Annotated in this window: 16 protein-coding genes; 4 read left to right on the top strand and 12 right to left on the bottom strand. The window is 38.3% G+C overall.

Annotation, left to right across the window (positions count from 1 at the left end; all coding sequences use genetic code 11):
* Positions 1 to 69: 69 nt before the first annotated feature.
* Positions 70 to 693, top strand: a complete 624-nt coding sequence (locus I6F43_RS01700; RefSeq protein WP_024600516.1) for a TetR/AcrR family transcriptional regulator — start codon at positions 70 to 72, stop codon at positions 691 to 693.
* Positions 694 to 763: 70 nt separating this feature from the next.
* Here I6F43_RS01700 and I6F43_RS01695 read toward each other — a convergent pair whose 3' ends face one another.
* The 6 genes from I6F43_RS01695 to I6F43_RS01670 form a co-directional block, all read right to left on the bottom strand.
* Positions 764 to 1,876: a HupE/UreJ family protein gene (locus tag I6F43_RS01695; protein ID WP_197100649.1), complete on the bottom strand. Its 1,113-nt coding sequence runs from the start codon at positions 1,874 to 1,876 to the stop codon at positions 764 to 766.
* Positions 1,873 to 2,898 (bottom strand): hypothetical protein, encoded by a 1,026-nt coding sequence (locus I6F43_RS01690; RefSeq protein ID WP_197100647.1) that lies wholly within the window; start codon positions 2,896 to 2,898, stop codon positions 1,873 to 1,875. Before I6F43_RS01690 ends, I6F43_RS01695 begins: the two co-directional genes overlap by 4 nt.
* 53 nt (positions 2,899 to 2,951) lie before the next feature.
* Entirely contained in the window at positions 2,952 to 3,461 is a 510-nt protein-coding gene (locus tag I6F43_RS01685; RefSeq protein ID WP_024600513.1) for an Ig-like domain-containing protein, read from the bottom strand.
* A gap of 11 nt (positions 3,462 to 3,472) precedes the next feature.
* On the bottom strand, positions 3,473 to 5,065 hold the full coding sequence (locus I6F43_RS01680; RefSeq protein WP_197100645.1) for a DUF4331 domain-containing protein: 1,593 nt from the start codon (positions 5,063 to 5,065) through the stop codon (positions 3,473 to 3,475).
* Between the two features lie 157 nt (positions 5,066 to 5,222).
* Complete coding sequence (locus I6F43_RS01675) at positions 5,223 to 5,906, bottom strand: anti-sigma factor (RefSeq protein WP_197100643.1); 684 nt, start codon at positions 5,904 to 5,906, stop codon at positions 5,223 to 5,225.
* A complete protein-coding gene (locus I6F43_RS01670) occupies positions 5,903 to 6,427 on the bottom strand; it encodes a sigma-70 family RNA polymerase sigma factor (protein ID WP_197100641.1) in 525 nt (174 codons plus the stop codon). The genes I6F43_RS01675 and I6F43_RS01670 overlap by 4 nt, the downstream gene beginning before the upstream one ends.
* Positions 6,428 to 6,776: 349 nt before the next feature.
* On the opposite strand from I6F43_RS01670, the gene I6F43_RS01665 reads away from it, so the two are divergent.
* Positions 6,777 to 8,396 carry a diacylglycerol kinase family protein gene (locus I6F43_RS01665; protein ID WP_197100639.1) on the top strand — a complete coding sequence of 540 codons (1,620 nt, stop codon included), beginning with the start codon at positions 6,777 to 6,779 and terminating at the stop codon, positions 8,394 to 8,396.
* A 50-nt stretch (positions 8,397 to 8,446) separates the two neighbouring features.
* On the opposite strand, the gene I6F43_RS01660 is transcribed toward I6F43_RS01665, so the two are convergent.
* Both I6F43_RS01660 and I6F43_RS01655 read right to left on the bottom strand, forming a co-directional pair.
* Positions 8,447 to 8,755, bottom strand: coding sequence for a VF530 family DNA-binding protein (locus I6F43_RS01660; RefSeq protein ID WP_165735918.1), 309 nt, complete (start codon positions 8,753 to 8,755; stop codon positions 8,447 to 8,449).
* Between the two features lie 54 nt (positions 8,756 to 8,809).
* A complete protein-coding gene (locus I6F43_RS01655) occupies positions 8,810 to 9,112 on the bottom strand; it encodes a DUF1496 domain-containing protein (RefSeq protein WP_008134362.1) in 303 nt (100 codons plus the stop codon).
* Between the two features lie 138 nt (positions 9,113 to 9,250).
* On the opposite strand from I6F43_RS01655, the gene I6F43_RS01650 reads away from it, so the two are divergent.
* Positions 9,251 to 9,484, top strand: a complete 234-nt coding sequence (locus I6F43_RS01650; protein ID WP_007582405.1) for a TIGR02647 family protein — start codon at positions 9,251 to 9,253, stop codon at positions 9,482 to 9,484.
* Positions 9,485 to 9,495: 11 nt separating this feature from the next.
* Here I6F43_RS01650 and maiA read toward each other — a convergent pair whose 3' ends face one another.
* Both maiA and hmgA read right to left on the bottom strand, forming a co-directional pair.
* Positions 9,496 to 10,125 carry a maleylacetoacetate isomerase gene (gene maiA, locus I6F43_RS01645; RefSeq protein ID WP_197100637.1) on the bottom strand — a complete coding sequence of 210 codons (630 nt, stop codon included), beginning with the start codon at positions 10,123 to 10,125 and terminating at the stop codon, positions 9,496 to 9,498.
* A gap of 2 nt (positions 10,126 to 10,127) precedes the next feature.
* A complete protein-coding gene (hmgA, locus tag I6F43_RS01640) occupies positions 10,128 to 11,429 on the bottom strand; it encodes a homogentisate 1,2-dioxygenase (RefSeq protein WP_197100635.1) in 1,302 nt (433 codons plus the stop codon).
* Between the two features lie 151 nt (positions 11,430 to 11,580).
* Between hmgA and I6F43_RS01635 the strand changes: the two genes are divergently transcribed.
* On the top strand, positions 11,581 to 12,012 hold the full coding sequence (locus tag I6F43_RS01635; RefSeq protein WP_197100634.1) for a MarR family winged helix-turn-helix transcriptional regulator: 432 nt from the start codon (positions 11,581 to 11,583) through the stop codon (positions 12,010 to 12,012).
* A 52-nt stretch (positions 12,013 to 12,064) separates the two neighbouring features.
* Here the strand turns inward: I6F43_RS01635 and I6F43_RS01630 are convergent, their stop codons facing one another.
* Both I6F43_RS01630 and I6F43_RS01625 read right to left on the bottom strand, forming a co-directional pair.
* On the bottom strand, positions 12,065 to 15,208 hold the full coding sequence (locus I6F43_RS01630) for a TonB-dependent receptor (RefSeq protein WP_197100632.1): 3,144 nt from the start codon (positions 15,206 to 15,208) through the stop codon (positions 12,065 to 12,067).
* Between the two features lie 336 nt (positions 15,209 to 15,544).
* Positions 15,545 to 18,718: a TonB-dependent receptor gene (locus I6F43_RS01625; RefSeq protein ID WP_197100630.1), complete on the bottom strand. Its 3,174-nt coding sequence runs from the start codon at positions 18,716 to 18,718 to the stop codon at positions 15,545 to 15,547.
* Positions 18,719 to 18,749 lie beyond the last annotated feature (31 nt).

Below are 18,749 nucleotides of genomic sequence, written 5' to 3'. Positions count from 1 at the left end.
ATATTTATATAGCGAGACTATTTATAGCTCTTGCTTTACTGAGTTTATGACTTGGTAGTGGAGTTGAACATGAAGCCTAAAGCAAAAAGGCAAACAGATCCCGCTATAGCGCAAGCTAGGCGCGAACAAATACTAACAGCGGCTGCAGAGTGTTTTCGCCGAAAAGGTTACCACGGTGCAGGCATGGCTGAAATATCTAAAACGGCAGGGATGAGTGCGGGCCATATTTATAATTACTTTGAAAGTAAAGAAGCAATTATAGAAAGCATTATTGAAAAAGACATGGAAGAAATGTTTTCTATCTTCCAACAGTTTGAAGATCACCCTGGTGATGTTTTAGCAGCTCTTTTAGATGGCTTAAACATTGGTGTTCAAAGGCACATGGACACAGGGGCATGTGTAGTTGACTTAGATATGATGGCTGAAGCAGGTCGAAATGTTAAAGTAGCTTCATTGCTACGTGATATGGATACTCAAGCACGCGGGCGCATGAGACAGCTTTTAACAAGCGAGCGAAGTGCGCTCAAAGACATTGATGAGCTTGAACTTGAAAGTCGAATTAATGTTATTTTTTCGATGATGGCAGGGTTATTACTTAGAAAGTTACTCTACCCTGAGCTAACCGAAAAAACAGTGTTAATAGCGCTTCGCCCTGCGATGAAAACATTACTGATGCCATTTGATAAAGCATAGTAAAGCGCAAAGTAGATAAACTAAAAAGTAAGCTAGCCAATATTTGGCTAGCTTTTTTATTTTAGTCTATTTAAAAGCGCTCGATTGACCACTGAAGTGCAATGATTGCGATAGCAACGGAGCCCATTGGCATTAACCACTTTTTATACCAAGTGTAGTGTCGTACATAAATGAGTATTGGTAAGGCTACTAGTAAGATACTAAGTTGGCCGATTTCGACGCCTAAATTAAACGCCAATATACTAAGCAGTTGATAGTCGCTCGACAAGCCAAGTTCGCCAAGTACGCTCGCAAATCCCATCCCATGTAGTAAACCAAAAGCAAAAGTAAGCCAACCTAAACGAAGTACCAACGGCCACACATTATTTAATGCTGCAAATAAAACCGATATAGCAATTCCAAGCTCTACCCAGCGGCTATTTGGTGAGACTAAGCTCATAGCTGTTGCGGTAAGCGTAATAGAGTGCGCAAGTGTAAACGCGGTTACTATCCATGCTGTGTGTTTAATAATTTGTTTTTTAGAGCTAATACCTTGCCATGCTTTATCGCTGCGTTTTAAAACACAGGTAAGTAACAGGGCGATTAAAAATAAAATATGATCAATACCAATCCAAATATGTAAAACACCCTGATACACGTATTGATTAAACGTACTTAAATAACTTGTTTGCTCAAAGCTGAACGTTTGTTGTGCCTCGTTGATATTAAATACACGAGATACACCGTTTATATTTACGATGGATTTATGATTGGCATCGGTATTAAAAAAAGCAGAATACGAAAGAGAGATTGTTTCACTATCATTGCAGCTAAACAGCAGCGGAATAACCAAATAAGGCTGGTTAAAATGGTTATCTAGCTGATAGATACCTTCACTTTTTAAAAGGCATGATTGCGCGTTTTGCGTGATATTTAAATTTTCTTCAATGAAGTTATTAATTGAGCTGCGTTTTGCTTTTATTTCTGCCCACGAAATTTGCCCGTTTTTATCTAAATCCAGAGGCACTGCGTGCTCTAAGTCGGCTATATTAATTTGCCAAGTACCCGTGTATTGGTTTTTGTTGGTGTCGTTATTGTTCTCGCTATTTAAGGTTATATAACTTGTACTTAGTTGATGGGCAAAGCTGTAAGTTGAAAAAATGCACAGCATTAAAGTGAGTATAAATAGATAAGGCGTTTTCATAGTGTATCTCGTTGCATCGCTTTTGCTTGAATAAGTAATTGCTCATCGGTGCTCATTTTAGCCTGCTGCCAATTAATATGAGCCCAGTAAAGTGCTTTTTCGCGATTTGGTTGTACATCAAGGTAATATTTAGCTAAGTCACTTGCATGAAAAGAATCTTTGCGAAGCTCTCGTAGTGTAACTCTTTGCGCCATTGTATTTTGCCATTTTTTATCGCGTTTATTTAGTTTTTTTTCTGCGATTGAAAGTCTTAGCAAAATAGCATCCTCTAAATTACTTTTATCAGGAAGCAGTACGCTTAATGTGTTTAATACTTGTTGTGGTTGATTTAGAGCAATTTGAATATCGGCCCATAAAACAATAAGGCTCACAGGGGCTTGAACTAAATCTACACTTTGTAAGTGAGACATAGCTTGTTTGTAGTTACTTAGACGGTAGCTCATTTCACTTAAAACATGGTTTGTAGCTAAACTAGTTTGGTTATTGTTTATAATTTTAACTAATGTTTGGTAGCTGTCTAAAACACTTTCATGCTGGCTTTGTACGTCTAGCACACAAGTGCTAGCAGTAATGGTGCTTACTTGACCAATCAAGGCAACACAGTGTTGTTTTGCTTTTGTAAATTCACCTTGGGTCATCAATATATTGGCCAGCAACAAATGGCTATTACTGTGCTTTGGTTCGGTAATCAAAACGTTGTTGGCAACGTTAATTGCTTCGTCAAAAAGGTGCTCTTTTTGTAAAACACGAGCATATAAGTAACCAATTTGAGACGTGGGTGTTTGGTTATATAACTGAGCTAAGCGGGTTTTAAGTAGCCCTTGTAAGCGCTCTGTTTGGCCTGCATATTGGCTATTATTTACTAAAGTATTTATTTCGTCAACAGAGAGAGAGGCACTAAGTGTTGAATTGCTTGAGGCAATAACTGCGTCATCTTTTGGAGTATAAGGAGCCGCACTCACCGCGAAAGAGGTTAAGCAAATAGCAATAATAGTGAGGGGTTTAAGTACTGATAAATGCATTATAAATATCCTTTGAAAAAAGCCATCCGTGGCCTGTCAGCTTAATGACTTGGTTAGTTACCGCTTGTAGAAATTAATCCATCAACATCGGTATCAGTGTTTGTAAACACCCGACCATTAACAGTTAACGGCTCTGCATTTGGCGCTTGATTAAATGCATCGGTTGCAAATTGAGCAAAGTCAACTTGCAGCGCCTCAATTGTAATACTTACTGTTGCAGTAACTTGCGAATTAACGCCATCACTTACACCAAACATAAAGCTATCTGAACCTGTTGCTTCTTTATTAGGTGTATAAGTAAAGTTACCATCACTGTCAACATTAACAGTACCGAGCATTGGCTCGCTTGTTAACGAGTAAGTAAGTGAGTCGCCATCATTATCGCTTGCGTTAAGCATATCGGTAATGCTTACTTCAGTTTGTGTTGTTAGCATTGCATCGCTTGCTGTAGGTGCGGTGTTTACAACCGGTGTAGGTTGTTTTTTATCGTCATCGCTACTACATGCACCCAATGTTAATGCACTGAGGAGAACACAAATATGGGTAGTTTTTAAATTACGCATCAGTTAACTCCTTATTTAGATCCTGCAATAGGTGTTGCAAGGTATGGGAATGTTGAGTCCATCATTGTTGCATCAATAGGTGCGCCATCAGTGAATGGAACTGTACCCGTATTAGCATCCTCTGGTGTACAAAGACCTAAGTCAGTGTCTTCGCCATTTACAGGAATAGGGTGACATAAGCGACCCATCACAACGCGCAGTGCAATATCAACTACATCATCACCCGGGCGACGACCATTTGGGAAACCAGCTAAGTCATTGCCAGCTACACCAAATGCAGATTGATCAGCTTGTGCTGTTGCTGCAATGGCTGTGTTTAAACGCAGCATTTCTGAAGGTGTGACCGTTGCTTGTTGATTAACGCCTGCAAAACCCGTTAAAAATGCAGTGATTAAATCAGTACGCGGGAAGTTAGTGGGTGCCAAAGTTTCTAAGTTTGCGCCAAGAGTGGTATTAACAGCATCTTTAAACAAAATATTTAATAACTCTGGTAGTGCTGGGTGAGATACATAATCTAAAAATTGTGCATCGTCTTTAGGGTGCGCAGTAGAAAATGTGTCTTTGTCTTTAATGCCAATTACAAGCTCATTTACAAGCGGGCTACCTAGGCGTGAAACCTGAGTTAATGCACCACCGTTTACCGCATTATTAGCAAATTTAGCATTGGGGTTTAATACACGTGCTTGAGGTAAGCTTGCTGTTGTCCACGAACCTATTACGCCGTTACCTTCACCGACAATACAGCTTTTAGGTATTTCGATAGCGATTGATGTTACGTTTTTATCTGCAAGGTCGTCATTATCAGCTGATTGCGTTATACCACCTGGAAAACCACCGCCGTCACCAGCACCAGGGGCGCTATCACCTTCTACAGGTACATAGTTAACTAAATCAAATGTTTTACCTAGGTTAACTACAAACGGGTCTTTACGCTGTCCTACAAAAACTTGTGCCATGCTCTCACAGTTAGGAATTGAAACCTGATAAACAAATTGATCTGCATAAGTTTGATAATCACTCATCGATCCAAATGTTTTATCACCTACATAATCAAGCGGTTTAGAAAATGAGCTTGAGTTTGATGCAGTGTTATTTAATACCGTTGTTTCGCCAGTACGCTGCGCGCCGCTAATCATGCTCATTGTGTATGATTCGCTAAAATTTGCAGCGCTGTCATCACCGGCAGATACACCGCCTACATTTTTAAGCGGTACAGACACGGTGCGTTGATTACCTTCAGGTCCAACTGTTAATTGCACACCTTGGTTATCATTAGGAAGCATGCTTTTAAAGTTAAACGCAAATGTAATATCTTCAACAGCATCGCCGTCGTTATCTATATGAATGCTGTAGGTAGCATCTGGGTCCATTGCAAAGTAATTAGGACCGCCGTATGCATCTTGCAGCGGGATATAGTTAGCAATTAATGTTACAAAATCATCACGACCTTGCTCGTAACTATTAAATACATAAAAATCGGTTGAATCTAAAGTCGGGAAACGGCTTATATTTGGCGCTTCTCTGTGGCTAGATGCTTCACTTGGTGCACTTACAAATGTACTACATATTACTACTGCGAGTATTGATGGAGTTAAAGCTTTCATGACTTTGTCCTTTAGTTTTGATTGAAGTCATAGCTAATAACGGGGCAGGATTTAAATTGGATGCAAAAAAGTTAAATTAATTTTATATTTTGTTAAAAACTTAAATTGAGGATTGGCTGCTTTATACAAGCAGCCAATATTAGTCGTAATAGTAAGGTTATAAAAGTACTAGCTCTGTGGTGTATAACACCTCGGTCGGTGATCCATTTGGCGAGCCACCAATAGGTTCTAAACTTACTGCTAGCAATGCAATATCACTTGCGTTGAAGCGGTTATCTTTTAATAATGTTTTACTTCCTTGCTTGGGAAGTAAACCTAATGAAATAGGCGCATCTTGCCCTTTTAAAATCATCCAAAGCTCATAATCTTTATTTGTTTGAGCAACCAATTGGCTACTGGCTTTGATAGAAAGCCCTTTATCGTTAACATCAATAAACCATAATGATTGCTTATCTTGATTTTGGACCAAGGCAATTTGTTGCGTTTGAACAACATTATTAGAAGGTTGAATAATTAAAAAGGCTAAAACAATACACGCGGCTGTTGCAACAAAAGACCATGTACGCCAAATAGATGGCTTAGTATGTATAACCGTTTTACTTGTTTGTGGCCTGTTTTCAATGCGCTGTAGAATATTTACCCATACATCGTCATGTGGCGTTTGCGGTGTAATAGCACTCGCTAAGTTATTTAGGTTTTGCTCCCACATACTTGTTGCTTCACGTGCTTGGTTCGAACTAAGCAAAAGACGCTGAAAGCGCTTACGTGCAAGTCCTCTAAGTGTGCCAAGAACATACTGCCCAGCAAGTGCGTCTAATAATTCGGGTTTATTATAATTCATAATGTTAAACACCTTTGTAGCTGCATGAGCCCACGCCTGATCCAGCTTTTAACTGTACCTAATGGCGTTTCGATATGATCCACTAACTCGCTATGGCTCAGCCCTTTGTAATAAGCTAAGTGAATAGCTTGTTTTTGTTGCGGCTCAAGTTGTTCGATACAATTAACCAGTTTTGTTTCTTCGTCGTAATTAACGTCGATGCTTTCATTCTCATATTCGTCATCGCCTAACGACTGCTCTTTTCGTACTTTGTGATAGCGCAGCGAGTCGAGACTTCTATACCTAACTATACTTATCATCCAGCTTATAACAGTGCCTTTTGAAGCATTATACTCAGATGCGTTATGCCAAATTTTTATAAAAGCATCTTGTAATGCTTCCTCGGCATGGGCTCTATTTGTGAGCATGTTTAAACTAATAGCAAAAAGTTTGCCGCTAGTTTGCTGGTACAAACTCGAGAAAGCATTTTTGTCACCTTGTGCTGTTGCGCACAAAAGAGGGAGTAAATCATCGTTATCCATAGGGGTCCTGTTTTTCTTATTATCATTGAGTAAACGGTTGAGGGCGTGATTTGGATGCAAAAAATTTTAATTGATTTTTAGGTTAGCTGCTTTATACGTTAGTACAAGCAATAACCGATCAGTATTTGAAATTTAGACGTGTAAGTATAATTTATTCACATGTTTGTAAAAAATGCACAAAGAGCAGATTGCACTTAAATTTATTTATTATTAATATTATATATCAATAGCTTATGGTTTTAATTTGAATTTAAAATGCCGTTTATATGGCGTGATATTTGCAAAAGAGTACATAAAGCCGTTTAAATTAAAATTAGAAAATCGGAATTATTTACACAAAGGAGAGACTATGTGGGCTGCAATTGGTTATTCACTTTTAGCATTACTACTTATTTTTATTGGTTGGGAAGTAAACTCTGTTTACTTTGCTATTGTTTTTTATTGGACTGCGCTGTCACTTTTATTAGTGAGTACCGCATATATTTTTAATACAGCAAAAATATTTAGAAAACGTGAAAATGGAGTGATCCCATTTTATATACGTTGGGCGTTTGTGCCATTTTTATTTGGTGTGCAAATTTATAATGCCTGGTCGCGTAAGCATGACAAAGTACCGCCCATACAACAAATAAACGAAAATCTATTTTTAGCTTGCCGATTATTTCCCTCAGACATAGACACATTAAAAGATAACGGAATTACGGCGATTTTGGATGTGACGTGCGAGTTTGACGGTCTAGAGTGGAGTTCAACGCAAGAGAACTTTAATTACTTAAATATTCCGGTGCTTGATCATAGTGTCCCTTCACATTCGCAGCTGAATCAGGCTATTAATTGGATACATCACCATATAAAAGAAAATCGTCGCGTAGTTGTACATTGCGCCTTAGGCCGTGGGCGGTCTGTTTTTGTAATGGCGGCTTATTTATTGAGCCAAAACAAAAATGCAGATGTACATGAAGTACTTGCGCAAATAAAAGAAACCCGCGAAACCGCAAACTTAAATAAGCATCAACTTCGTCATTTAGCTAAGCGTCATAAAAAAGGCGAGTTGCTGATTAAAAACAAAGCTGTTTTAATTGCAAACCCTGTTTCGGGTACGCGATTATGGCAAGAAAAAGAGCATTTAATTGTTGCGCGGTTATCCGCCTATTACGATTTAACAGTATTGACTACTTCACAATACGTTAACGGTATTGAGCTTGCTAAACAAGCAATAGCGCAAAATCCGGATATTATTATCGCATGCGGGGGAGATGGTACAGTGGCCGAAGTTGCAAGCGTACTTGTAAATACACAATGTAAGCTAGGAATCATCCCAATGGGGACTGCAAACGCACTTGCGCATGTATTAATGGGTATAAGCTCTAAGTTTATTCCAGTAGAACAAGCCTGTGACCTAATTATAGATGGTCAAACAAGCACAATAGATACGGCTTATTGTAATAATGAATTAGTACTTTTATTAGCGGGTATTGGTTTTGAGCAATCAATGATTGAAAAAGCAGATAGAGAGTCAAAAAATAAATCGGGACAACTTGCCTATTTAAATGGTTTTTTTGAAGCTTTTGGCGAGCAAAAATCACAGCTACTTAATGTAAAACTCGACGATAATGAGCCCAAAGAAATATGCACAAATAGCTTTATTGTGGCTAACGCTGCGCCTTTTACAACATTATTGGCTCAAGGTGGTGGGCAGCCAGATCATAGTGACGGGCTTCTTGATGTAAATTGGCTAACACCAAATGACGAAAACTCAACCACAGTATTGAGTATTGCAGAGCTGATGTTTAGCAGCTTAACGCAAACACATTTAGCTATAAACTCGCACCATACAAATGCTAAAAGAGTCGAGGTTACAGGCGATGGTGAGCTTAAATACGTACTTGATGGTGAAATTAAAACTGCTCACAAACTCGTTATTACTGTTGAGCCGGCCTCATTAAAAGTGATTTGCAAAGAACAATAAATCGCGCTTGTTACAATCAAAAAAGGAGCTAAATTAGCTCCTTTTTTACATCATTTTTTAATTGATGGCCAAACAAACCCTGTTGTATCCGGCGCTTGAGAAGGTGTTTCTCTCGGTGCACTTTTTGGTCTACGAATAGGTTTATTATTTATAGTGTGAATATAAAGTGCTTCCACTTTATCGCGAGCCCAAGGCGTTTTACGCAAAAACTTTAAACTCGATTTAATGCTGGGTTGATCAGTAAAACATTTAATTTTTACTTGTTCGCCAAGTGTTCTCCAGCCAAGTCGCTGTTCTAACTCAACAAGTATTTGTTCTAACGTGACCCCATGTAAAGGGTTTTTAGGTTGATTATTCATAGCCATACTACTTATTTAAACTGCGTGCATTGTAGCTCAAATCAGCTTTTAGCGCTAATTCACAGTGATTGTTTTAGGAGCTGTTGGGTAAATAGCATTACCTTGCTTATCTATTTTAAGCCAAATTAGTTGGCTGTTACTGTGCTGGGGTGTTTTAGCACCGCACAAAAGTGTAAATGAGTGAATTTGTATTAATGCGCCTTCGCTATAGCGTTTGTTGTCGTACCAACAGTTAGATTCTTCATTTACAAACTGGTTTGCATCAATAATTGAATGGGTTTTAAGAGTTGTTGCTTCACTAAGTATTGAATACGATAAGCTGCTAAAACAAAAGCATAGAATTAAAAAGTTACGCATTAGAGGCCTTTAAATAGGGTGGGTTAAAAATAATACATTAAGCTAAAAAACGTGCTAGTGTAAAGTACACAAAGTGATTTTAATTATAAACTTAGTTACACACAGAACAACTCAGATTCAAATAAAAAGGTGCACACAATGCAATTTAATCAAACAATGATCGAAGAATTCACACTATTAGCAAAATTTCCTCGCGACAGTAAAATGCAGGGTATTAAATTACACTCAGACGCAGAACCAAGCTTACTTAGTGCAGCGCAACGTTTATTTGAAAAAGGGATTATAGATAGCCCAGATGGCGGATATTTAACTGATCTGGGCTTAGATTTAATTGAGCATATTACGGTTATTCATAGTGCGCTACAAAGTTAGACTAAATTAGTTTAATTTGCATCGGGTTGATTTTGCGGTGCAGCATCATTAAATGCAGCTAATTTATTACAATGTTCGTAAATGGCTGCAATTTTTGGATAAACGTTCATATTTACGTTAAAACGAAGTGCATTAAATACTTGCGGCACTAAACAAATGTCAGCAAGTGTTGGTTGGTTACCAAAACAGTAGTCATCATTTTTGTTTAGCATCAGTTCTATTTTTTCAAAACCAACTTCTATCCAATGTCGATACCACTTATTTTTAGCCTCGTCATTAACACCTAATTCGCTTGATAAATACTTCAGCACGCGTAAATTATTAACAGGATGAATATCGCAGGCAATGGCAAAGCTTAAATTTCTTATTTGTGCTTTTTGCCACGCAGTCCCTGTAATTAATGGCGATTGCGGATAAGTTTCATCAAGCCATTCCAGTATTGCAAGCGATTGCGCTAAAACACCATTATCGGTTTCAAGTGCAGGTAGTAACCCTTGGGGATTAGTTGCTAAGTATTCCTCCCCAAGCTGCTCCGATTTTAAAAGGTTAACAATAGCAAGTTCATGATCGATTACTTTTAAGTTAAGCGCTATACGCACTCTATAAGCCGCTGATGAGCGAAAGTAGCTGTATAATTTCATAATTAATCCTCTGCACCTGTAAATTGTTTTTTTATAGTACGCCAGCAATCGGTGTAATTTGGTTGGCGTTCTTTACCTTCAAGGGCATATTTTGTCGGTGAAATTATATAGCGCGACTCAAACATAAAAGCCAATGTGTTTTCGTATTTTTGTGGTGTAAGCTCAGCGTTTGAGGCTTTTTCAAATACGTCGGCTTCAGGTCCATGTGGCGACATACAATTGTGTAAACTTGCGCCACCAGGTACAAAACCATGCTCTTTTGCATCATATACACCCTCAATCAAGCCCATAAATTCGCTCATAATATTGCGGTGGTAGTACGGCGGGCGGAATGTATTTTCGGCTACCATCCAACGAGGTGGAAATATCACAAAATCGACATTTGCCATACCCTCAGTAGCCGAAGGAGAGGTTAGCACAGTGAATATAGATGGGTCGGGGTGATCAAAGCTCACTGTATTCATTACATTAAAACGCGATAAGTCGTATTTATAGGGGGAGCTATTACCCGTCCATGCAACAACATCAAAAGGTGAGTGTTTTATTTCACAGCTGAATAAATTACCGTTAAATTTAGAAACAAGCTCAAAGTCACCTTCTTTATCTTCAAAGGCAGCAACGGGATATTGAAAGTCTCTGTCGTTGGCATAACCATTGGCACCAACAGGTCCTCGCTCTGCAAGCTCTAACGCATGGCCGTAATTTTCACAAATATAACCACGGGCTGTATCGTCGATTAAATCAACAGAGAACTTAATTCCTCTGGGAATTACAGCAATTTCACCTGTTTTAATGCTTAACTTACCGCACTCGGTGTGAATTAATAACTCACCTTGCTGAGGGACGAACAATATTTCGCCATCGGCATTACAAAAGTAACGCCCTTGCATTGACTGATTAGCGACATATATATGAATGCCAATACCCGATTGCCCATTGGCACTGCCATTAGCTGCCATAGTTACTAACCCATCAATAAAATCAGTAGGCTGTGAAGGCATATCAATAGGGTTCCAACGTAGCATTGTTGGTGGTGTTATGGCTTCAGTAATTGGGGCTGTTCTTATTAAGCCGTTATCAATTGCTTGATAATCACCTTGCACTACCGATGGACGAAGGCGGTAAAACCAAGTACGACGATTTGAAGCACGCGGAGCCGTAAATGCAGTCGAACTAAATTGTTCGGTGTATAAATTGTATTTAACCTTTTGTGGGCTAAATTGTCCTATTGGTAATGCACCAGGTAGCGCTTGTGTTTCAAATTCATTCCCAAAACCTGTCATATAACTTAATTGTGTTGCCATTACTGACTCCTGTGAGAGGGGGTTAGTTTAATATTCTTTTTATTTCAGTTAAGATACTCTCAAGTGAGACTAATATCAAATGTGCAACTATGCACCTGCGTAAATATTAATGAACACCAAAGTAAACCTTACAAAACTGGGATAACCAAAAATGAAAATTGATTTAGCAACGTTTTTACCTTATCAATTAACGAATGTAGCAACACGTGTAAGTAACGACTTTGCCGAGGTTTATCAAACTAAGTACGGTTTAAATATTCCCCAGTGGCGAATACTTGCTAATTTAGCGCAGTATGGCCGAAGCAACGCAAAGGATTTATGCACGCAAGCAAATATGGACAAGTCGACAGTGTCGCGCGCGGTAAAAGTTTTAATAGATAAAGGTTTAGTGAGAAGTGAGCTAAATGAGCAAGACAAACGCGCAGCATTACTTGTGCTGAGCCAAGCAGGGCAAAGCTTATATGAAAATATAACGCCCGATGCACTGAATTGGGAAAAACAATTACTGAGCACTTTAACCAACGAAGAATACGAAGTGCTAGTGAGTATTTTTGAAAAGTTAAATAACAAATTAAAGGCATAAAAAAGCCCACCAAAGTGGGCTTTTAAAAGATGTTTTAGATTACAGCTCTAAATTAGAAAGTGTAACGAACACCTACACGCATTTGCCATACAGATGCACTATTTTCCGTAGTTGTACCTACGTTATTAGAGTTAAAACCAGAGTAAACGTAGCGGCCATCATCATCAATAGATGTTGAAATTACACGGTTGCCTACAAAAGAACCTTTCTTAAGTACGCCCCAGTCATCGTTTAACAGGTTTGTAAGGTTATCAATTACGAAGAATGCTTCACCTTTGTGACCTTCCATAAACCCAGGAAGCTCTTGCGTTAACTTAAAGTTAAATTTAACAAACCAATCTGCATTTTGTGAGTTACGTCCAGCAATTTCACCGCGCTCTAGACCTTCTGAAGCGATGAAATCATTGAATTCATTGATTTCAGCAGCACTCATGTCGTAAACAACGTTAGGATCGTTCTCAAGTGGTACGTATAACAATTGACGAGAGCCAAAACCGTAGTTATTAGTATCACCAAACGTATTATCGCTATTGTTAAACACATAGCTGTAAGGTAAACCTTTATATGCTTCACCGAACAAGTTAAAGCGAGTAGCAAAACCATCTACAAACTCATGACTATAACCAAGAGTCATAGTAAAACGATGTGGAATTTCGTAATCAGATGATGCAACACCAGGGTTACCTGGATCTGTTAATGCTAAATTACTGTAATTAGAATCAGCAACCGAACTCGTCATTGGGTTCACATCATCAGAATCTGTATATGCGTAACCAAAGCTAAAGTTAACACCATTATCGTACTGTTTACTAATGCCTAATGAGATAACTGATGAATCACCGCTATCACCGCTCACATTTGTAAGTAAGTAGTCACGTGAGCGAGTATCACCCGGATTTAGAGTATCATCTTTACCTTCGTATAGAGGGCGCCCATCAAATGTCGTTTCACCAGAATTAACTAAACCAAGATCTACTAAGGTAGCCGCATCATTCTTTTTAGAATATAAGTAATCAAGTGAAATTACATACTCATTTTCAGTAGTGTAAGTAGCACCTAAAGAGTATTTCCACTCTGATGGTAATTCAAAATCAGAAGCTACAGCATTTACATTAGAATCACCTGATCCAATTTCTGTTCCAGCTATAGTATCAAATTGAGACTGTGGTACTTCGTAACCTGGAGCTCCACCGTTTACATTTGGTGTATTGAATAGATCTACACCACGAATTTGAGAGGTAATTTGCGTAATACCGTCATTCGAGTAAGAGTTAGACAACCAAACATTTGGGTTACCACCTGAGAATAAACCAGCACCTGCACGTACTTCAAGCTCATCTGTTGCATACCACTGAAAACCTACACGAGGTTGGATTAAATCAATACCATCAAATGTACTCTGGTTACTGAAGCCATAGCGAGCAGTATAGTTTTCATTAAGATTTGGTTTATCATCACTAGTATATTTATCGTAGCGAAGGCCAAATGTTAAGCTGGCATCAATATCGGTAAAGCTATATTCATCTTGGACGTATAAAGTGTGTTGAGCATATTCGAAACTTGCTGCAACATCATTTGGATCATTTGTAGTCGCTGCATTGTTGTAGTAAACACGTGCAGCTTGTCCGTTTTCAAAATCTTCTACAGAATCAAAACGCCATTCACCTTCAGTATGCTGTACAAATAAATTAAATACTTCAAGATTTTCATACTCATAACCTGCAGTTATTGTATGTTGATCTAGGTAATAAGTACCCGCAAATTTAGCAGTCGTTGTATCGTAGTTCAAATCGTTAGATTGACGTGAGTCATCTGGACCAATATAAATTGTGCCACCGTTTTCAGTACTGATTTGCATTTCACCAAAGCTACTTGCTGCATCCAAAGATTCAACGCGAGCATCTAGTTCAGATTTACCAATACGCACTTCAGTAGAGAAGTCATCTGACCAATCAGAATAAAGAGAAGCTACTATTGATGTAAACTCAGCACCTTGCTCATAAAAGTGGTTAGATAATGAAAGCTCATCATTGTCAGCATCTGATTGAGAGATTGTGAATGCATCGTTGTAGTTATAAATGATGTTAGCACGATGACTTTCGTTGATGTTCCAATCTAATTTAACAAGAATTTTTTCATCTTCAATCGGTGAACTTGATGGCATGCCACCAGCGTCATAGTTGTAAAGAGACTGTGAGGCAGTTTGAACTCGAGAAAGGTCATCAGCAGTAACACTACCACTTGTTAGGCCGCCGTAGTTAAACTGTTGAACACCTTCAAGTTTTTCATATGAAGTAAATAAAAATAGTTTGTCTTCGATTAATGGTAAGCCAACATTAAAGCCGTAGCGCTTTTCTGTATAATTACCTGCATCGTAATCTTCGCCTTCAATTGAATCACCTTGCATAGAGTCATTTGTGTAATCGAAGAATACACCGCCATGTAATTCATTACCGCCAGATTTCGTTACAGCATTGATGTTACACGATGTAAAACCACCGTATTGAACGTCAAATGGTGCAAGTTCAGCTGAAACTTGTTCAATTGAATCGAAAGAAAATGGAGCATTTATTGTCGGGTAACCATTTGAGCTTAAGCCGAAGTTATCGTTCATACGAACGCCGTCTAGCGTTAAGCTGTTGTAGCGAGGGTTACCACCACCACAGTTAATTGAACCACGGCTATCATCTATTGTGATACGCGGGTCGATACGAATAATATCTTTTAAATCACGGTTAATAGCAGGTTGGTTCTCAAGATCTGTAAGTGTAAATGTAGACGCCGGACCAGTACCACCAGACATTGCGCTGATTGGTGCGCCAGAAACTACAATTTGTTCCATGCTTGATTGTGACTCAAGAGAAACGTTTACTGGGTAGTCGTTACCAATATTAAGAATAATGTTATTGAATTCTTGGTCTGCATATACATCTGAATCAACAATTACTTTATAAGGACCGCCAACTCGCAGGCCTTTAGCTGTGAAATAACCAGCGTCATTTACTTCCGTTGTTTTTACTGATCCAGAAGGTACGTGTAAAATTGTTACTTTAGTGCCGGCTGCTGGGTTGCCGTTAGGCCCCATTACTTGACCTTTAATTGCAGAGGTCGTTTCGTTAGCCATTGCAGCGCCACTTACACCAACACATGCTGCAATAGCAAGTGAAAGAGCTGTTTTGCGTAATTGAGTTTTCATTTAATTTTCCCGTGTAGTTATTAATTAAATTTTTATATTTTTATTTTAAAATTTTGCAAAATAAACAGTTGAAGTTCATTTATTCAAAATCCGTTACTAGTGTACCTTATTTATTCGTTACAAATAAAATACAACTGCAATATATTTTTAATAAATAGTACTATTTTTGTCTATTTGAGTGTTTTTTCGAGCAATAACTCTATATCGGGGTATATATTACGTGGGCTTTATGACAAACATGTGAAATTGGGGTATGAAAAACAAAAAACCCATTACAATTTTGCAATGGGTTTTGTTAACAAATAACTTAATGTGTTATTACTTACCTATTAAGACTTAAAACTTGTAGCTAATACCAACTTTAGCCTGCCAAGCTGATGACGATGAACTGATTTGCGAGTAATTACGCACATCCGCACCACCAAAGCTGTTGTCTATTTTATATCTACCTTGGTCATCAAGACCACCAAAGTCATAAATAGTTTGGTTAGAGTAACCTAAGCGTTTTTCTACACCCCAATCGCTGTTTAGAAGGTTTGCGAAATTATCAATCATTAGATAAACCTCACCAGTGTGACCTTCAGCAAAGCCAGGTATTTCTTGCTTAATGCTAACATCCATTGTAGTAACCCAAGGTTGCGTTGCTGTATTTTTACCTAAGATCCCACCACGTTGAGATATACCAGCACGCTCTAATAACGGTTCTAACTCAGCCCAAGTCATTTTAGAATCAGCCCAATTTACATTCGGATCATCAGCACCTGTAGGGATATAAGGTAAGTAAGCACCATTAGTGAATAAAGAGCTAGTATCACCTAAGTCTTCATCTTTATACATATTCATTGTGTAACTAAATGGGCGACCTGAACGGCGTTCAAAATAAACATTGAACTTGGTTGCATATCCTTCAAAAAATTCAGTGTTATACGCTAAGTTAATTTTAAAGCTGTGCTCAACTTCGTAAAAGCCACGTGCTGCAATATCTTCATTACGATTTACTGTAATATTGTGCTTATAGTTACCTTCTGCCTGAGAAGCTGAACCTGCTGATGATTCTGTAACATCTTGGTGAGCATAGCTTGCCGATACAAACAGGCCATTGTCCCATTGTTTAGCAATACCCGTTGAAATAATAATTGAACGACCATCATCCGATGAATTAGTCATTTCTATGTCAACATTATCGCCACTGTAAATACTTTGATTGATAACACGTTCGCCGTCCGCTGCTAAGCCTACTGGGTTAATAGACGAATTATGCCATACCGCTTCATTCTCTTTTTTATGGTAAGCAATTTCTGCTTGCCATTTAAAGCCATCACCTAATAGTTCAGAATCAAACTCATATTCAAAACCTATTTGGGTGCGAATGCTTGAAGGCAATTTAAAATCAGGGTCGATATAAGCAACGCTACCAGCACCTTGCTCTAATGTATTTTTTATTTCATCAGGAACCTGAGTAATATCAGCTGTGTTATTTGCATAGTAATCATTAATTACATCGTTTTGTGCTGATACTAAAGTAATGCCATCACTTTGGAATGAATTGTTATACCAAACATTTGGAATGCCGCCTTGGAAACGACCAATACCACCATTAATAGTAAGCGCTTCTGTTACGTAGTACTTAAAGCCAACACGAGGAAGTATAATGTCCAGGCCATCAAGATTTTCTTGGTTAGTAAAGCCATACGTATTAGCAAAGTTTTCATTTAGAGTTGGTTTATCATCAGATGATAAGCGCTCATAACGAACACCTGCTGTAACTTCTAAATCATCACCTACATAAAAAGTATCTTCTATGTAAAGCGCTAGCTGGTTACGCCTTACATCATATGCTGTATCAGCTGAATCATTAGTGTAAGCATTTTGATAAGAGAAATCATAAGAACCAATTTCACGGTTTTCAAAATTTTCTAAGCTATCAAATTTCCACGTTCCAAGAGAGTTTTGAGCAAACAAGTTATATAAACGAAGTGACTCGTACTGAGCTCCAAAGTTTATTTCATGCTCATCCATTAAATACGTAGCGTCTAACGTAAAAGTTAGGTTTTGTGTTTCTGAACGGTTTGCATGGCGGTATTGATCTGTACCAAAGTTGTAAGAAGGACCATTTCGACCGTCTTCCTCAACAGTAATGCTTCCTAAGTTAGAGCGAGTTGCGCTATCAGAAGTAACATCTTTATACGACACACCAATTTCTGTTGAAAAGTTTTCGCTCCAATCAGAGTAAAGTTTAGATGAAAAGTTATTAAACTTAGTTACGTATGCATAAGTGCTTGAAACTAAGGCTATATTATCACCGCCAGTGCTAGAGTTACGCTCATCTTGGTCGTCTTGCCATTGATAAGTGAAATCTAAACGATGGTCATCACTTGCGTTCCAGCTTAATTTAACAAGCAAGTTTTTGTTTGTATCTTCTGGCGCACCGGCTAATGAATCAGTTAAGCCGTATTCATTATTTAAGATAGAAATGAAACGATTATAGTTAGCTTCAGAAGTATTAAATTCATTTGAAGCACCAGAACCGTCAAAGCCGTAATCTAGATCTAATTCACTTGACCATTCTGCATAGTTAACAAAATAAAACAGTTCATCTTCAATAATCGCTCCACCGACATTAAAACCAAATCTTTCTTCAGTTTTAATCGGCTCTACTTTATTTGTAGAGTAAGTTTTATGACCTAGCTCATCAAGATCGTCTTCTTGTACAATATTATCAACATCGCCAGCTATCTCAGGAGTAGATATTTCATAAAAGCCAGAGAATTTAAACTCATTCGTACCAGACTTTGTTACTGCGTTAATAGTACCGCCACCAAAGTTACCTTTAGAAGCTGAGAAAGGAGATACATCAACAGAAACTTGTTCAATAGCATCAAGTGCTACAGGAGGCTGAGAAGTAGGGTAGCCACCAAAGTTCAAGCCAAAGTCATCATTTTGACCAATACCGTCAACTGTTAAACCGTTGGTACGAGGGTTACTACCTGCAAACGTTAGCTCACCATTACCATTAATACTGGCAAGTGGGTTTAAGCGCGCAATATCTTTAATGTCGCGATTAAAGCTTGGCATATTTTCAATAGTGTCAGAGCCAAATGTACTGCTAGAGCCACCTGATTGTTGAACAATCTTATAACCAGACACTTCAATTTTTTCGATGTTTAGCGGAGCAAGCTGCGAGCTTAAACGGTAAGTTTCACTAAGGTTCAAGTATATATTTTCAACAGTGGTATCGTTAAACGTATCAGAATCAATGATAACCATGTAAGGACCACCTACACGTAAACCATTAGCGATAAACGTACCACTTTCGTTTGTAGTTAGTTCGCTAATAGTACCTGTTGGTTGGTGAATTACTTTGATTTTAACGTTTGCAGCACTGCCACCTGAAGGCGTTGTAATTTTACCACGCATTGCAGATGAAGTATCAGCAGCCATTGCGCTTGTAGAAACACCTAGAGCTAAAATTACCGCTCCAGTTAATTTCGAAAGGCGAAGCTTAGTCATAATGTTGATTTCCCGTGTGTAGGTTATATAA

This window comes from Pseudoalteromonas sp. NZS71_1 (assembly GCF_015864305.1).
GTDB lineage: Bacteria > Pseudomonadota > Gammaproteobacteria > Enterobacterales > Alteromonadaceae > Pseudoalteromonas > Pseudoalteromonas arctica.
Note: the sequence above shows the minus strand (reverse complement) of the source record. Positions and strands in the feature narration are given on the sequence as shown.